Here is a 16,163-nt window from a genome sequence, read left to right as displayed (position 1 = left end):
TAACAGTTCTATTCGGCCTTGTCGACGCCGTCGAAGCGATGAATGCCGAGCGGGTCCATCATGAAGCCGCTGACATTCTTGCGCACGACTGCGTAGACCTGGCTGTGTGCCATGAGGAAGGCCGGAGCCTGCTTCTGGAAGACAACCTGCGCCTCTTCATAGAGCTTGGTGCGTTCGGCCTGGTCGCTGGTCTTCTTGGCCTTCTGGATCAGATCCTCGAAGTCCTTGTCGCACCAGCTGGAGTAGTTCGACACGCCGATGGCCGAGCAGGCGAACAGCGTGGCGAAGAAATTGTCCGGATCGCCATTGTCACCGGTCCAGCCGATCTGGAAGGCGCCCGGACGCTCCTTCTTCTTGCCTTCTTCGCGGTACTTCGTCCACTCGTAGCTGACGATCTCCGCCTTGACGCCGACCTTGGCCCAGTCAGCCTGGATCAGTTCGGCGGCGCGCTGGAAGTTCGGGTTGTAGGGACGGACGCGGTCGGAGGCCCAAAGCTGGATCTCCTTCAATCCGGCATCGGCCAGCACCTTCTTGGCGGCTTCCGGATCATAGGCGTCGGACTTCACGTCCTTGTTCCACGACCACATGGTCGGCGGGATCAGGTTTACGGCCGGCGTGGCGCCGGCGTCCTGGAACAGCGACTTGATGAGCGATTCCCGATCGATCGCCTGGTTGAGCGCATGGCGCACTTCAGGCTTGTCGAGCGGCGGGATGGTGGTGTTATAGCTCATATAGCCGATGTTGAGGCCAGCCTGATCCATCAGGGTCACGTCGGCGTTGGCCTTGATCGTGCCGATGTCGGCAGGATTCGGATAGGGCGCGATATCGCATTCGCCGGCGAGCACCTTCTGGATGCGGGCGGTGGCGTCAGGCGTGATCGCGAAGACGAGATCGTCGATCTTTTCCTTGCCCTTGAAGTAGTCCGGGTTGGCCGCATAGCGGATGACCGAATCCAGCTGGTAGTCGACGAACTGGAACGGACCTGTACCGACCGGCTTGGTCGAGAAGTCGGCCATCTTGCCGTCTTTTTCCAGCTGGTCGGCATATTCCTTCGACACGATCGAGGCGAAGTCCATGCCGAGATTGGCCAGCATCGGCGCGTTCGGCTCGGTCAGCGTCAGCTTCACGGTCAGGTCATCGACCTTTTCCCACTTGGCGACGTATTTCGGCATGTCCATGCCGGTGTAGTAGTCCCAGGTCAGGTTCGGCAGGTACTTCTCGCCGTTCCAGGGGTTTTCCTTGTTGAACTGGCGATCGAACGAAAAGACGACGTCGTCGGCATTGAAATCACGCGTCGGCTTGAAGAAATCCGTCGTCTGGAACTTCACGCCCGGATGCAGGTGGAAAGTATAGACCAGGCCGTCGTCCGAAATCTCCCATTTGTCGGCGAGACCGGGCACAACTTCGGTGCCGCCATGCTTGAACTCGACCAGGCGCGAATAGACGGTGCGCGACGAGGCGTCGAAGTCGTTGCCGCCCGTCGTGGTACCCGGGTCGAAGTTGGCCGGCGAGGCCTCCGAGCAATAGACCAGCGTCTTGGCATTGGCCACACCGCCGAGGACGCTTGCAGCCAGCAACGCGGCTGCAAAAGTCAGTTTCTTTTTCATTGAGCACTCCCTGATGTTCTTCCAAGCCCCTCTATAGGCTCGCGAAGCGCGCATATAAGCACCGTTTTTCCGGCTTTGGAACACCCTGTTTGCCTACCCCACCGTAAGCAGAAAATATTTCTCGGTCTTTGACGAACTGCAGAAACAAATAGCAAAATCTGCTAATCACGGGATTGTTAACGACCGCATTTTTTCATTGATCGCAGCAATCGTAAGCCAAAAATCCACAAGCCTGGGTTTCGCCACCGAGATGACCGGACGGCATTGCCTGAGCTGGCATCGCGGGAAGGATTTCGACGGCAAATCTTTGCCGTCCTGCCGCTGGGGCAAGACTTGCACGGCCGCCGATAGTCGCAATAGATAGATGACACGCTGGATTTTCCGGGAATCCGCGACATCGCTGCAGCGGAGGACGCCTCACCACATCGAGGCGGCGCAGCAGGAGCAGGCAACAGAACGACCGAGGGAGGCTAGAGGTGGCGAAAGCAACAAAGACAACGGCCCCGGCGAAAGCAAAAGCGGCGAAAGCTTCAAAACCGGCCGCCGCTGCCGCCAAGTCGAAAGCGCCACCGGCCAAAGCCACTCCCGCCGTCAAGCCAACGGCAACCTCGACGCCGGCGAAGGCAAGCGCCAACCCGGCAGCGAAACCTGCGGTCAAGCGCGCGGCGAAGACAACACCCGCTGCAAAGCCCGCCCAGCCGCCAGCCGCGAAGACAGCCGCGGCGAAGCCCGCCTCGAAGCCGTCGCCGGGCGCGGCCAAAAAACTGCCGAATACGCTGACGGCGCTTGCCGCGGGCTTGCCGGAAAAGCCATGGCTAAAAAGCTATTCGAAAGTCGTGCCGGCGGAGATCGGCGCCCTGCCCTACAGTTCGATCGGCGACTTCCTCGTCGGCGCCTGCAAGCAGTTTTCCGGCCAGCCGGCATACGTCTGCATGGGCAAGTCGATCTCCTATGCCGAACTCGAGCGGCAATCGGCCGCCTTCGGCGCTTATCTGCAATCGAAGGGCCTGCAGAAAGGCGCACGCGTGGCGCTGATGATGCCGAATGTGCTGCAATATCCGGTGGCGATGATGGCCGTGCTTCGCGCCGGCTATGTCGTGGTGAACATCAATCCGCTCTACACGCCGCGCGAGCTCGAACATCAGCTCAAGGATTCCGGCGCGCAGGCGATCGTCATTCTGGAGAATTTCGCCAGCACCCTGGACGCGGTGATTGCCAGGACGGCGGTCAAGCATGTGGTGGTCGCGGCGATGGGCGACATGCTCGGCGGCCTCAAGGGCACGATCGTCAACCTGGTCGTGCGCCGGGTGAAAAAGATGGTGCCGGCCTGGTCGCTGCCCGGCCATGTCAAGTTCAATGCGGCGGTGAAGGCCGGCGCCGGCATCGCCTTCAAGCCGGCCAAGATGGAAGCCAGCGACGTCGCCTTCCTGCAATATACAGGCGGCACCACGGGGATTTCCAAAGGTGCTGTGCTGCTGCACTCCAATGTGCTGTCCAATGTCGCGCAGAACACGCTGTGGCTGCAGGACGCCTATGCGATCAAGCCGAAACCGGCGCATCTCAATTTCATTTGCGCACTGCCGCTCTACCATATCTTCGCGCTGACGGTGAACGCGCTGATGGGCATGCAGCAGGGCGCCCAGAACGTGCTCGTTCCCAACCCGCGCGATATTCCCGGCTTCGTCAAGGAGCTGCAGAAATACCCGATGCACATTTTCCCCGGCCTCAACACGCTGTTCAACGCGCTGCTCAACAACGAGGATTTCCGCAAGCTCGACTTCAAGCCGCTGATCATGACGCTGGGTGGTGGCATGGCGGTGCAGAAGGGGGTTGCCGAGCGCTGGAAGGCGCTGACCGGCAATTCGATCACCGAGGGCTACGGGCTGTCGGAGACCTCGCCGGTGGCGACCGCCAACAAGTTCAGCGACAGCAATTTCACCGGCACGATCGGCCTGCCGCTGCCGTCGACCGAGATCGTCATCCGCGACGATGACGGCAACAACCTGCCGCTCGGCGAGGTCGGCGAGATCTGCATTCGCGGGCCGCAGGTCATGGCCGGTTACTGGAACCGGCCGGACGAGACCGCCAAGGTGATGACCAAGGACGGGTTTTTCAAATCCGGCGACATGGGCTTCATGGACGAGCGCGGCTACACCAAGATCGTCGACCGCAAGAAGGACATGATCCTGGTCTCCGGCTTCAACGTCTACCCCAACGAACTCGAGGAAGTCGTCGCCCAGCATCCGGGCGTGCTCGAAGTGGCGGCGGTCGGCGTGCCGGACGAGCATTCGGGCGAAGTGCCGAAGCTGTTCATCGTCAAGAAGGATCCGGCGCTGACCGTTGAGGCAATCACTGCGTATTGTCGCGAGAACCTGACCGGCTACAAGCGGCCGAAATACATCGAGTTCAGGACCGAGCTGCCGAAGACGCCGGTGGGCAAGATTTTGCGCCGGGCGCTGCGGGAATAATTTGAACGGCGAGCCTGGCGACGGCGGGATGGCGGACGATAGTCGGCGTCCCGATGCAGTAGTGTTCATCAAGGCGAACCTGCGGCTTGCGCCCGTTCCCGCCCTTCGTGAAATCCAGCTCTATACGGCTCATTCCGGCAGCGGCCTGAGGCGGCTTGTCGAGTGGCGAGCTCATGGACCGGAAGACGGCAGCCAGACCGAGGAGCACGAAGCTGAGCCGCAGCCGCCCTACTGGGCCTATGCCTGGGCCGGCGGCGCCGTGCTGGCGCGCTATATACTCGACCATCCGCAAATCGTGGCCGGTCACCGCGTGCTCGACCTCGGCGCCGGCTCGGGCCTCGTCGGCATCGCCGCCGCCAAGGCCGGCGCCAGCGCGGTGATCGCGGCGGAGATCGATCGCAACGGCGTCGCCGCGATCGGCCTCAACGCGTTGGCCAACGGCGTCGAGATCACCATTGTCGACCAGGATATCACGACGGGCCCGCCGCCAGCGGTCGACCTCGTGCTTGCCGGCGACGTGTTCTACGGCCGCGAGGTTGCTCTGCGGATGATCCCGTTCCTCGACCGCTGCCTGGCAGCCGGCATCGAGGTGCTGGTCGGCGATCCCCGCCGCGCCGATCTGCCGCTGTCGCGGCTACGATTGGTTGCGGAATATCAAGTGCCGGACTTCGGTGACGCGAAGGGCGCTGCGGGCAGGCTGAGCGGTGTGTTTTGGTTCGAGCCGGAAGATTTGCTAGCGCGACGCGGCAAAGCCCAGTCGCTCTGAATGGCCGGATTCTACTCATTGTGGACAAACCTCAAGGGGCAGAAAATAGATTCGATTAGCCGTTGATAGGAGAAGTCGAATGGCGTGGATTAAAGTTGTTCAACGTATCGGTTTCACAGTTTGCCCAAAGTGCGAAAATCGCGGCTTCGACCTTCAGCCGGGCGAAGACATCGATAACGCAAGCGCCAAGATCAGGTGCGGCAAATGCGGGTACGTTTGCTCTGCTGATGAGTGGCCCACTATGTCCGAAAACAAACCAGAAGCTCCATAGTTTTCATGGGCTGCTTCGCCCAACTCGGCCATTGGCGGGAAATCTCGAGTCGAATTGAGTTTGCCCCAGGCCCCCTTCAGACCGTCTCCTTGACCCGCGCCGAGAGAAAGTCTGGCAAATCGGCGACCGAATCCAAAACGACATCGGCGATCGCCGACAGCGATTCACGCGTGCCGGTGCCGGAGAGCACGCCGACCGCCAGACCGCAGCCGCCGGCACGCGCCATCTCCAGGTCGTGGCGGTTGTCGCCGACCATGGCGATCTCGGACGCCTTCAACCCGGTCAGGTCGCAAAAGGCGACGATCGTGTCCGGCGCCGGTTTCGGATTGGCGACCGCGTCATAGCCATAGGCGGCGGTGATCAGCTGCGCGACGCCAAGCGTGACCATGGTCTTTTCCGCACCGGCAGTCGAATCATTGGTGGCGACGCCGAGCCGGTAGGATCCCTTGTGCAGAGCCGTCAGCGCCGCGACGATGCCGGGCAGGGCCACCGCCATCGATGAGCCTTGCACCGAGGTGATCTCGTTGAAGCGGGCGACGGCCAGCATCTGGTCCTCGTCGGACAGGCGCGGGAACCATAGTTCGACGACATCCATGTTGGTGCCCGAGGCGAAGATGGAATCCGGCTTGAAGCGCTTGGCGACAAAATCGAAGCCCGCCGCTGAAAGCAGCCTGTCGGCTTTCCAGCGATCGCCCTCGGCGGCATCCATGGCCATGAAATCGGCGATGCCGAGCCAGGTCGCGTTGAAATCGACAAGCGTGCCGTCCTTGTCGAACAAGATGCCCTTGATGTCGGCCGGATTTTTCATTGAGCCCCCCGCAGTTGCTGGATGCGCGCCACCAGCCCGGCCGTCGATGCGTCGCGCTTGGCGGCGCTCTCCTTGCCTTCCACGACTGGCAACAGGCCGGTCGCCAGCTCCTTGCCGAGCTCGACGCCCCATTGGTCGAAGGAATTGATGTTGAACAGAGTGCCTTCGACGAAGACGCGGTGCTCGTAAAGCGCGATCAGCCGGCCGAAGGTGCGCGGGTCGAGCTTGCGGTAGAGGATCGTCACCGAGGGGCGGTTGCCGGAGAAGACGCGGTGCGGGGCTATTCTGTCGACATCGGCCGGCTTCATGCCCTTGGCCAGCATCTGCGCGCGAGCCTCGTCCAGCGTGCGGCCCTTCATCAACGCTTCCGATTGGGCCAGGCAATTGGCAAGCAGTAGATCGTGCTGGTGCTTCAGATCCGGCTCATGGCCGACGGCAGCGGCAAGGAACTCGACCGGGATGAAATCGGTGCCCTGGTGCAGCAGCTGGAAGAAGGCGTGCTGGCCATTGGTGCCGGGCTCGCCCCAGACCAGCGGTCCGGTCGGCGTCGTCACCGGCGTGCCGTCGAGGGTGACGCCCTTGCCGTTCGATTCCATGTCGAGCTGCTGCAGATAGGCCGGCAGCCTGGAAAGGCGCTGGTCATAAGGGATGACCGCACGCGCCGGATAACCGCAGATCACGCGATGCCACCAGCCGACCAGCCCCAGCAGCGCCGGCAGGTTCTTCTGCAGGGGTGCGGTGCGGAAGTGCTCGTCCATCTCATGCGCGCCATCGAGGAAGGCGCGGAAGTTGCGCGGGCCGATGGCGATCATCACCGGCAGGCCGATGGCGCCCCACAGCGAATAGCGGCCGCCGACCCAGTCCCAGAAGCCGAACACGCGATCCGCTTCGATGCCGAACTTGGAAACCAGGTCGAGCGCGGTCGAGACGGCGGCGAAATGCTTGCCGACAGCTTCCTTGCCGAGCGCCTTCTGCACCCATTCGCGCGCCGTCTCGGCATTGGTCATCGTCTCGACCGTGGTGAAGGTCTTCGAGGCGATGATGAACAGGGTGGTTTCGGCCGACAGGCCCTTCAGCGTGTCGTGGATATGGGCGCCGTCGATGTTGGAGACGTAGTGCGCGCGCGGGCCGTCGTGATAGGGCGCCAGCGCCAGCGTCGCCATGGCCGGGCCGAGATCGGAGCCGCCAATGCCGATGTTGACAATGTCGGTGATTTTCTTGCCGGTGGCGCCGGCGGCCTTGCCGGAGCGAATGGCGTCGGCGAAAGCGCCCATGGCGTCGAGCACGGACAGCACATCCGCCTTGACGTCCTGGCCATCGACGGTGACGCCCTTGCCCGAGAGGTTGCGCAGCGCCGTGTGCAGCACGGCGCGGTCTTCGGTGATGTTGATTTTCTTGCCGGAAAACATTGCGGCGCGGCGACCTTCGAGATCGGCGGCGGCGGCGAGCTTCTCGAGCAGTTCCATCGTGCCCTGGTCGACCGCGCATTTCGACCAGTCGAGCAAAAGGTCGCCGTCGCTGGCCGAGAACGTCTCGAAGCGCTTGGGGTCGGCGGCAAAAGCCTCGCGCATCGTACCCGATGCCGCCGCGCGCGCAGCACGCAAGGCGACAAGCTGTTTGTCGAAGGAGGAATGATCCACTTTCGGCTCCTGATCGTTTTTCACGACATCTTATCAGACCGGATGTTTCCGGCGCGTGTCGTCGCGCTGATCTTATTGAGCCGAATTCCGCATGTTTCAATGCGTGGGGATGACGCAGTGCAGCATAGTGCGATGTGATGGAGCTATGACGCTGCGCGCCGCGCTGGATGATTTGATGGGAGTAGCGACGACGCTGCGCGTCGCGCTGGGGATAATGAGGCGCGACGACGCTTCGCATCGCGCGGGCGTCCGCGCTGCGGGATGACGCAAGCGTCACCCGGGGATGCGACGACGCTGCGCGTCGCGCATAGATCACTGGCATAAATCCCAGCGATCAGAAAAATTGATTGGCGCAACCCCTTGTGCCACGGTTACCTTCCGCTGGTCCAGCCAAGCAAAAAAGACTGGCCATCGAGGAACACCTTCCATGCCACAGCGTAACGACACGGCCATATGGTCCGGCCTGTTCCGGATTTCGGCGGAATCGGGCCAGACCCTGCAGGCGCAGATCCGTCAGGCGATCGTCGCCGCCATTCTCGACCGGCAGATCGCCGCTTCGATGCCGCTTCCGTCCTGCCGCATCCTGGCTGAAAAACTCGGCGTCGCGCGCGGCACTGTGGTGCTGGCGTTCCAGCAATTGGTCGACCAAGGTTTCCTGGTGGCGCGCGAACGGCGCGGCCATTTCGTCAATCCGGATGTGCTGGCCACCCCCGCCAAGCCGCACCAGAAGGCGCCCGACCAGCAGAACGAGATCGACTGGAAGGCACGCCGGCAGATCGCCGCCAGCGACATGCCGCCACCGGCCAAGCACGACAACTGGATCAAGTCCTCCTACCCCTTCGTCTACGGCCAGTTCGACCCGGCGCTGTTCCCGACAGCCGAATGGCGTGAGTGCAACCGCATGGCGCTGGCCGTGCTCGAAATCCGCAACTGGGCCTCCGACATGGTCGATCGTGACGATCCGCTCTTGATCGAGCAGATCCAGGCGCGGCTGTTGCCGCGGCGCGGCATCTTCGCCAATCCGGACGAGATCATCGTCACGCTGGGCGCCCAGAACGCGCTCTATATGCTGGCGACACTGCTGATGACAAAGGGCTCCAAGGTCGCGATGGAAGACCCGGGATACCCCGACGCGCGCTCGATCTTCCGCTTGGCAGGCGCCGAAATCCAGCCGGTTCCGGTCGATCAGTCCGGCATCGTCACCTCGTCCATTCCCAACGATTCCGGCTTTGTCTTCGTCACCCCCAGCCACCACTGCCCGACCATGGTGCCGCTGTCGGCGGAGCGGCGGCAGGACCTTCTGGCGCGCGCCAACCGCCACAACCAGATCATCATCGAGGACGGCTATGACAGCCAGCTTCTCGACGAGGCGCCGCAGCAGGCGCTGAAGAGCCTCGATCGCTCGGGTCGCGTCGTCTATGTCGGCTCGATGTCGAAGACGCTGGCTCCGGGCCTGCGGCTTGGCTACATCGTCGCTTCGGCTGGACTAATCTCCGAGCTCAGGGCGCTGCGTCGCTTCATGCTCAGGCACCCGCCGGCCAACAACCAGCGCGCGGTCGCGCTGTTCCTGTCGCTCGGCCATCACGAAGCCCTGGTGCGGCGGCTGTCGTCGGCCTTCGACGAGCGGCGCAAGCGTCTGGTCCATGCGATTTCCGCATTCCTGCCGGAATGGCGCTCGACCGATTCGGCCGGCGGCACATCGCTCTGGCTGGAAGGCCCGCGCGGCACCGATTCACGTGGACTGGCCGAGGCCGCGGCCTCGCGCAGCGTCATCATCGAGCCGGGCGATCGCTTCTTCGATCGCACCGAAAAGCCGTCGCGTTTCATGCGCTTGGGCATTTCCTCGATCGCATTGCAGCACATCGAGCCGGGTATTCGCGAGCTCGCGACCGCAGCCGGACGCAGGCCCGCTGCAGCCTGATTTGCCTGTGCCGGGGCTTTGAACAGTCCCGGCCCTTGGCATGATCACCAACATTCTGCATTAGCTCTCTGGCATACTCGGCTGCGTTGACTGGCCCATAGGCTGGGCCAATGGCAACGGCATAGTCGGCTGACAGAGGGACGAAGCAAGCCGACGGTGGACCAATCACCGCGCCGTGTTTCGCGAGCTAAAGGTGGAGTGCCCCCATGTCAGTGGCTGTTGAAAAGCAGGATGCGGCTCCTAAAGATGCATCAGCCGACCAGCGTTCGCGCCGATCCGGCGGGCGCGAAGCGCGCCGCGCCATGCGGGCCGCACCGCTTGCCGACGATATCCGGCCGGTGCGCGCCGGCCTCGAAGGCGGCAGCTACGGGCCGCTCAACCAGAACGACCAGGAGCGCATCCATGAAGCGGTGCTGACGCTGCTGGAGACCGTCGGCTTCGCCAATGCCATTCCCTCCTGCATCGAGGCGCTGACCGGGGTCGGCGCCGTCTATGGCGATGACGGCCGCGTCCGCTTCCCACGCGGGCTTGTGATGGACACGATCAGACGAGCCGCGCGGAATTTTACGCTGCACGGCCAGGACCCCAGGCATGACATGCTGATCCAGGGCAAGCGCGTGCATTACGGCACGGCGGGTGCGGCGGTGCATCTGGTCGATGTCGAAAAGCGCGAATACCGCGAGTCGCTGGTGCAGGACATTTACGACGCCGCCCGCCTCGTCGAAGGGCTCGACAACATCCATTTCTTCCAGCGGCCCATGGTGCCGCGCGACATTCCCGATCCGCTCGAAATGGACTTCAACACGCTCTATGCCTGCGTGATGGGGACGTCGAAGCATGTCGGCACCTCGTTCACGGTGCGCGAGAACGTGCAGCCGGCGCTGGAAATGCTTTATGCGATCGCCGGCGGCGAGGAGAATTTCCGCGCCCGGCCGTTCGTGTCGAACTCCAATTGCTTCGTCGTGCCGCCGATGAAGTTTGCCGAGGACGCCTGCGGCGTGCTCGAAGCCTGTGTCGACGGCGGCATCCCGATCCTGCTTTTATCGGCCGGCCAGGCCGGCGCCACCGCTCCCGCGGCGATTGCCGGCGCTGTGGTGCAAGCGGTGGCCGAAGTGCTTGTCGGCCTCATCTACGTCAACGCCATCAAGCCCGGGCATCCGGCGATCTTCGGCACCTGGCCGTTCGTCTCCGACCTCAGGACCGGCGCCATGTCGGGCGGCTCGGCCGAGCAGGCAGTGTTGACTTCGGCCTGTGCGCAGATGGCGCAGTTCTACGATCTGCCGGGCGGTTCGGCCGCCGGCATGACGGATTCGAAACTGCCCGACATCCAGTCCGGCTATGAAAAGGGCATCACCGACGTGATGGCCGGCCTTGCCGGCCTCAATCTGGTCTATGAATCGGCCGGTATGCATGCCTCGCTGCTCGGCTTTTGCCTGGAGAGCCTGATCATAGACAATGACATGCTGGGCCACTGCCTGCGCTGCGTGCGGGGCATCGAAGTGACCGACGAAGCGCTGTCGATCGACACCATCACCGAAGTCTGCATGAATGGCCCGGGCCACTATCTCGGCAACGAGCAGACGCTGCGCCTGATGCAGACCGAGTATTTTTATCCGGCCGTCGGCGACCGCTTTTCGCCCAAGGAATGGAACGAGAAGGGCCGGCCCGACATCTTGCAGCGGGCGATCATCGAAAAGAAGCGCGTGCTTGCCGAGCGCTTCCCGCGCCATGTGCCGAAGCTGCTCGACGACAAATTGCGCGCCCGCTTCGGCGAGATGATCAAGCTGCCACGCAGCGGCATGGGCGGGTAAGCTTCACCTTACGTAGGTCAGTCCGCACTTAACCCAAAGCGCTCGACCACTTCGGCGCTAATCAGCTTGCCATGCAGCGCCATCAACACGATCTGGGCATCCAGGCTGTCGCCGGTTTCAAGCGCAGCCTCGATGCGGCGCTCAGCGTCCAGCCGCCGCTCCGGCCCATTGGCCTGCTCGAAGGTTTGTGGGCCCGCGATGCAATAGCCAAACAGCTGCGCCACGGACCGATAAGCCTCTGGCGGGGGCTCGTCCGGCCAGTGATCCTTCATCAGATTGACGATGGTGAGCTTTACTCCCTCTGGCACCAGTGCCGGGTGAAGGTCGGCGCCGCGCAGCGCGTTGTCCAGTTCCCGCAAGTCACCCGAGCGGCCGAACATGCCGAGGAAACCGAGGGAAGAGCGCCGTTTAGTCACGTTGATACTTTCCGTCCGATAGCCGACCACTCATATGGGAATGTAGGATCGTTTTTCATCGCCTTTCGGGAGTCTCAGGCAAACCAGGCGTCGAGCCCGAATTCCCGCTGCAACAGGTCTTCCGCACTTTCCAGCGCGCCCTCGATCCAGCCGTGATTGTTGGACCACGCTTCGCCACAGACATGAATGCCCGGAGCGAGCGTATGGCTCGCCAGTTTTATACCGGAGATATCTATGCCACGGTCCCAGACATGCGACGCGCCGCCATAGGCCGGCGCACCCCAATCCTGCGCAAACCCGCCGATGGGTTTCGAGATGGCGCCGTGTTTGCCATGGACTTCGACCATCTGGCCGTGAAAGGCCTCCAGCGCGGAATGTCCCTCGGCCAAAACCGCAAAGCCGTGGCGCCGAGCGAGCTCAGGCAGCAGTGAGCGCCAGAATACCATGTGCTTGCCATCGCAATAGGCCATGGCGACGCTCCGACGAATCGTCGCGTCGCGAGCGTCCGCTTTTGTGAACTGCCATATCTGGCGAGCCGGCAGATCGGTCACGCTGTGGCCGGCCGCGATGCCGTTTCGAGCCCACCACGGGCTGGCATAGCAGGCGGCCAGCGTGAGCATCGGCCAGGGTTCCGGTGCCGGCAGATCGCTGGGCTGCTCGATGCCGGACTTTTCCAGCAGGGTCCGCAGGGGGCGGACCGGTAACGCCAGCACGACCTTGCGCGCCTCGACCGTCCCGCCCTGCCCCTCGACAGACAAGACCATCCCTTGCGCCGAGCGGGCGATGGCGGTCACGGTGTGATCGAGATGGACGGCGCCGCCGCTGACAGCGATCCGCCCGGCCATTCGCTCCGCAACCGGCTGGAACCCGCCATCGGGGGAACAATAGGAGCGGCCGCCGCTCAGCTCGCCGAGCGCAAGCCTGAACGTCTCGGCGGCGTTGGGTCCACGCAGGAGCAACGAATAGCCCACCGCGTCCTCGGCAAAAGCCATTTCCTCCGGGGTCAAGACCGTCGCCAGCACATCCCAAGTCGCCCAATCCGCCAGCTTGCGGCCGCCATAAACGAAGCCTGCGGCGCCGTTCCATTCGGCGCTGCCGAAGGCCTCCGAACCCGGCAGGATCAGTGCTGCCGCCTTTCGCAGCAGGCGGGACGGGCCTTTTTCCTGCAGCCGACGCGTCACGTCATAGGCAAACAGGCGGCGCGGCGCAAAGCGCGATATAGCGGCGTAGGGCAGGCTCCTACCGCGCAGATGGAGCCGGTTGGCGCCGGTGACGACGTCCATACCCGACAGCTTTACATCCAGCGTCGCCATGAGTTTTTTGAGTAGCCGATGTTGCGGCATCAGCATCATCGCGCCGAGATCGATGCCGAAGTTCGGCTCTCCGGGAAATGAGACCGTGGAGGCCCGACCGCCGACGCGACCGGCGGATTCGAAAACAGCGATCCTTGCGGGCTTTTCACTTTGGGACAAGCGCCACGCCAGGAAGAGACCGGCCATGCCCGCGCCGACAATAGCAATGTCGACCGGGGCAATGTCGATCGGGCTAGGCGGCAAGGATACGCCCGTGGCGGAAAACCATCATCATGGACGACTCTCTGGACCCCTCTTGATTTCGTGTCAAAAAACCCGAAACTGACGAGGACTGCAATGTCATACTGACAGGTGGGATCAGTTGGCGTGCGAGCAGTGATCTAAAACGGGCAACGGGTCCTATGAAGAAACAGTATCACACACCAGTCATCCGCAAGGCAGGACGACTCTCCGGCATCACAGCCATCGCCGCTTCGTCCGGCCCGCCTCCACCCTGAGGCCGCCATCCAAACAAGCTTACGCCAAGGCTTTCATGCCGGCCCGATCAGGCCGGCATTTTCATATCAAGCGGGTGCTTAGTGATTGTCCCTCGGCACGCCGCTGGTGTGCGCGACGTCCTGGTATTTCACCGCCGGCTTCAGCACCATGCCCTCCGAGAACTGGTCGACCATGGAGCGCTGGATTTCCTGCCATGGCGTCTGGTGCTTGGGATAGTGGTAGCCGCCATCGTCCTGCAGTTCGGCACGGCGGCGCGTGATTTCCTCGTCGGTGACGAGGATGTTGGCAGTGCCTTTGCGTAAGTCGATGCGCACACGGTCGCCGGTCTTGAGCAGCGCCAGGCCGCCGCCAATGGCGGCTTCCGGGGAAGCGTTGAGGATAGAGGGCGAGCCCGATGTGCCCGACTGGCGGCCATCGCCGATGCAGGCCAGCGCGTGAATGCCCTTCTTGATGAGATAAGCGGGCGGCTGCATGTTGACCACCTCGGCGCCACCGGGATAGCCGATCGGGCCGGCGCCGCGCATGAACAGGATGGTGTGCTCGTCGATGCCTTGCGCCGGATCGTCGATGCGGGCGTGGTAGTCCTCCGGCCCGTCAAAGACCATGGCGTTGCCTTCGAAGGCTTCCGGGTCGTTCGGGTTGGAGAGATAGCGCTCGCGGAATTCCGGCGAGATGCCGCTCATCTTCATGATTGCGGAATCGAACAGATTGCCGCTGAGATTGATAAAGCCGGCATTGGCCTTCAGCGGCTCGGCGACGGTGCGGATGACGTCGGTGTTCTCGTTGGCGACACCCTTGCAATTGTCACCGATAGTCTTGCCATTGACGGTCATCGCTTCGGGATAAGGCAGCAGCTTGGCCTTCATCAACTCGGCCACCACAGCCGGCACGCCGCCGGCATGGTGATAGTCTTCGCCGAGATATTCGCCCGATGGCTGCAGATTGACGATGAGCGGCACATGGAGGCCGACCGTCTGCCAGTCGTCATTGGTGAGCGGCACGCCGAGATGACGGGCAATCGCGTTGAGGTGGATCGGCGCATTGGTCGAGCCACCAATCGCCGAATTGACGACAATGGCGTTCTCGAAGGCCTTGCGCGTCATGATGTCGGACGGCTTCAGATCCTCATGCACCATCTCGACGATGCGCTTGCCGGTCTCATAGGAGATCTGGCCGCGCTCGCGGTAGGGTGCGGGAATGGCGGCCGAACCCGGCAATTGCATGCCGAGCGCCTCGGCCAGCGAGTTCATCGTGGTGGCGGTGCCCATGGTGTTGCAATAGCCGGTCGACGGCGCCGATGAGGCGACGATGTCCATGAACTCGTCATAGTCGATCTCGCCGGCGGAGAGCCGCTGGCGCGATTCCCAGACGATGGTGCCGGATCCCGTGCGCTTGCCTTTGTGCCAGCCATTGAGCATCGGTCCGACCGAAAGTGCTATGGCCGGAATATTGACGGTGGCCGCCGCCATCAGCAGCGCCGGCGTGGTTTTGTCGCAGCCGATGGTCAGTACGACGCCGTCGAGCGGATAGCCGTAAAGCACTTCGACCAGGCCGAGATAGGCAAGGTTGCGGTCCAGTGCCGCGGTCGGGCGCTTGCCGGTCTCCTGGATCGGATGGCACGGGAATTCGAAGGGGATGCCGCCCATCGAGACGATGCCTTCGCGCACGCGCTTGGCGAGTTCGATATGATGGCGGTTGCATGGCGACAGATCCGAGCCGGTCTGGGCGATGCCGATCAGCGGCTTGCCCGACATCAACTCGGCCCGCGTCAGGCCGTAGTTCAGGTAGCGCTCGAGGTAGAGCGCGGTCATGCCTGGATTGTCGGGATTGTCGAACCACTCCTGCGAGCGAAATTTCTTCTTTCCGGTGGGGGCGCCTGCCATCATGGTCTCCGTATTTGTAAGACAAATCGATATGGCAACGCGCGGAAGCAGGCAAGAGGGCGCACCGTCGCAACCGGACTTTGGTGCGATAGACACAGACCAGACCGTGCGTTAGGCCTTCGAAGTCTGTCCGGGAGGTGTCGATGGCTTTGGTGATCGAAGGCGAGGAACGCATTGCCGCCCCCCTGCAGAAAGTGTGGGACGCGCTGAACGATCCGAAGGTTTTGCAGGCGACCATTCCCGGCTGCCAACACCTGGAGATGAAATCGCCGACCGAAATGGCGGCGACGGTGGTGTTGAAGATCGGACCGATCAAGGCGGCATTCAACGGCGAGGTGACGTTGAAGAACCTGAAGCCGCCGCACTCCTACACCATCCAGGGCGAGGGCAAGGGCGGTATTGCCGGCTTCGCGAAGGGTGGCGCCGACGTGACGCTGACGGCGGACGGGCCGGATGCGACGGTCCTCAAATACGCGGCCAAGGCCGAAGTCGGCGGCAAGATCGCCCAACTCGGCAGCCGGCTGATCGAATCGACTTCGAAGAAGCTGGCCGGGCAGTTCTTTTCAAGCTTTGGCGAGAAGGTGGGCTCCCCTCCCCCTTGAGGGGAGGGTGCCTCGTGAAGCGAGGCGGGTGGGGTCGCCTCAGCTGCCTCAACGTGAGTTGAGCTGCCTCGACTTGTAAAGAAATAGCGTCGAGCGTGTCACCGCAGACCCCACCCGGCCCTTCGGGCCACCCTCCCCTCAAGGGGAAGGGATATCCGA

Annotated in this window: 11 protein-coding genes; 5 read left to right on the top strand and 6 right to left on the bottom strand. The window is 62.9% G+C overall.

Annotation, left to right across the window (positions count from 1 at the left end; translation table 11 throughout):
* Positions 1–8 precede the first annotated feature (8 nt).
* On the bottom strand, positions 9–1,607 hold the full coding sequence (locus NKI64_RS29610) for an ABC transporter substrate-binding protein (protein ID WP_023669491.1): 1,599 nt from the start codon (positions 1,605–1,607) through the stop codon (positions 9–11).
* A 476-nt stretch (positions 1,608–2,083) separates the two neighbouring features.
* Between NKI64_RS29610 and NKI64_RS29605 the strand changes: the two genes are divergently transcribed.
* The gene (locus tag NKI64_RS29605; RefSeq protein WP_023682052.1) at positions 2,084–4,075 is read left to right on the top strand and encodes a long-chain fatty acid--CoA ligase; all 1,992 of its coding nucleotides are present in this window, start codon (positions 2,084–2,086) and stop codon (positions 4,073–4,075) included.
* 28 nt (positions 4,076–4,103) lie between these two features.
* Entirely contained in the window at positions 4,104–4,841 is a 738-nt protein-coding gene (locus NKI64_RS29600; RefSeq protein ID WP_050591294.1) for a class I SAM-dependent methyltransferase, read from the top strand.
* A gap of 347 nt (positions 4,842–5,188) precedes the next feature.
* Here NKI64_RS29600 and NKI64_RS29595 read toward each other — a convergent pair whose 3' ends face one another.
* Both NKI64_RS29595 and pgi read right to left on the bottom strand, forming a co-directional pair.
* Positions 5,189–5,920, bottom strand: coding sequence for an HAD family hydrolase (locus tag NKI64_RS29595; RefSeq protein ID WP_023745246.1), 732 nt, complete (start codon positions 5,918–5,920; stop codon positions 5,189–5,191).
* Complete coding sequence (gene pgi / locus NKI64_RS29590; RefSeq protein ID WP_023745245.1) at positions 5,917–7,560, bottom strand: glucose-6-phosphate isomerase; 1,644 nt, start codon at positions 7,558–7,560, stop codon at positions 5,917–5,919. Before pgi ends, NKI64_RS29595 begins: the two co-directional genes overlap by 4 nt.
* Before the next feature lie 427 nt (positions 7,561–7,987).
* Here pgi and pdxR point away from each other — a divergent pair, with 427 nt between their 5' ends.
* Both pdxR and NKI64_RS29580 read left to right on the top strand, forming a co-directional pair.
* Positions 7,988–9,481 carry a MocR-like pyridoxine biosynthesis transcription factor PdxR gene (gene pdxR, locus NKI64_RS29585; protein WP_023669484.1) on the top strand — a complete coding sequence of 498 codons (1,494 nt, stop codon included), beginning with the start codon at positions 7,988–7,990 and terminating at the stop codon, positions 9,479–9,481.
* A 206-nt stretch (positions 9,482–9,687) separates the two neighbouring features.
* Positions 9,688–11,292, top strand: coding sequence for a trimethylamine methyltransferase family protein (locus NKI64_RS29580; protein ID WP_023669483.1), 1,605 nt, complete (start codon positions 9,688–9,690; stop codon positions 11,290–11,292).
* Between the two features lie 17 nt (positions 11,293–11,309).
* Here NKI64_RS29580 and NKI64_RS29575 read toward each other — a convergent pair whose 3' ends face one another.
* From NKI64_RS29575 to NKI64_RS29565, 3 genes are all read right to left on the bottom strand, one after another.
* Complete coding sequence (locus NKI64_RS29575; protein WP_023692622.1) at positions 11,310–11,708, bottom strand: hypothetical protein; 399 nt, start codon at positions 11,706–11,708, stop codon at positions 11,310–11,312.
* Between the two features lie 74 nt (positions 11,709–11,782).
* Positions 11,783–13,264, bottom strand: a complete 1,482-nt coding sequence (locus tag NKI64_RS29570; RefSeq protein ID WP_023823786.1) for a flavin monoamine oxidase family protein — start codon at positions 13,262–13,264, stop codon at positions 11,783–11,785.
* Positions 13,265–13,596: 332 nt separating this feature from the next.
* The gene (locus NKI64_RS29565) at positions 13,597–15,402 is read right to left on the bottom strand and encodes an IlvD/Edd family dehydratase (RefSeq protein WP_023712598.1); all 1,806 of its coding nucleotides are present in this window, start codon (positions 15,400–15,402) and stop codon (positions 13,597–13,599) included.
* A 143-nt stretch (positions 15,403–15,545) separates the two neighbouring features.
* Between NKI64_RS29565 and NKI64_RS29560 the strand changes: the two genes are divergently transcribed.
* On the top strand, positions 15,546–16,004 hold the full coding sequence (locus NKI64_RS29560; protein ID WP_352671707.1) for an SRPBCC family protein: 459 nt from the start codon (positions 15,546–15,548) through the stop codon (positions 16,002–16,004).
* Positions 16,005–16,163 lie beyond the last annotated feature (159 nt).

The sequence above is a fragment of the Mesorhizobium sp. M0478 genome, from assembly GCF_040321305.1.
Taxonomy (GTDB): domain Bacteria; phylum Pseudomonadota; class Alphaproteobacteria; order Rhizobiales; family Rhizobiaceae; genus Mesorhizobium.
This window is presented reverse-complemented; position numbering and strand designations above follow the sequence as displayed.

Bases quoted from the DNA above. Each gene is read 5' to 3' on its own strand.
- NKI64_RS29610 (WP_023669491.1), bottom strand. From the start codon at position 1,607: ATGAAAAAGAAACTGACTTTTGCAGCCGCGTTGCTGGCTGCAAGCGTC.
- NKI64_RS29580 (WP_023669483.1), top strand. From the start codon at position 9,688: ATGTCAGTGGCTGTTGAAAAGCAGGATGCGGCTCCTAAAGATGCATCA.
- NKI64_RS29600 (WP_050591294.1), top strand. From the start codon at position 4,104: ATGGCGGACGATAGTCGGCGTCCCGATGCAGTAGTGTTCATCAAGGCG.
- NKI64_RS29565 (WP_023712598.1), bottom strand. From the start codon at position 15,402: ATGGCAGGCGCCCCCACCGGAAAGAAGAAATTTCGCTCGCAGGAGTGG.
- pdxR (WP_023669484.1), top strand. From the start codon at position 7,988: ATGCCACAGCGTAACGACACGGCCATATGGTCCGGCCTGTTCCGGATT.
- NKI64_RS29595 (WP_023745246.1), bottom strand. From the start codon at position 5,920: ATGAAAAATCCGGCCGACATCAAGGGCATCTTGTTCGACAAGGACGGC.
- NKI64_RS29560 (WP_352671707.1), top strand. From the start codon at position 15,546: ATGGCTTTGGTGATCGAAGGCGAGGAACGCATTGCCGCCCCCCTGCAG.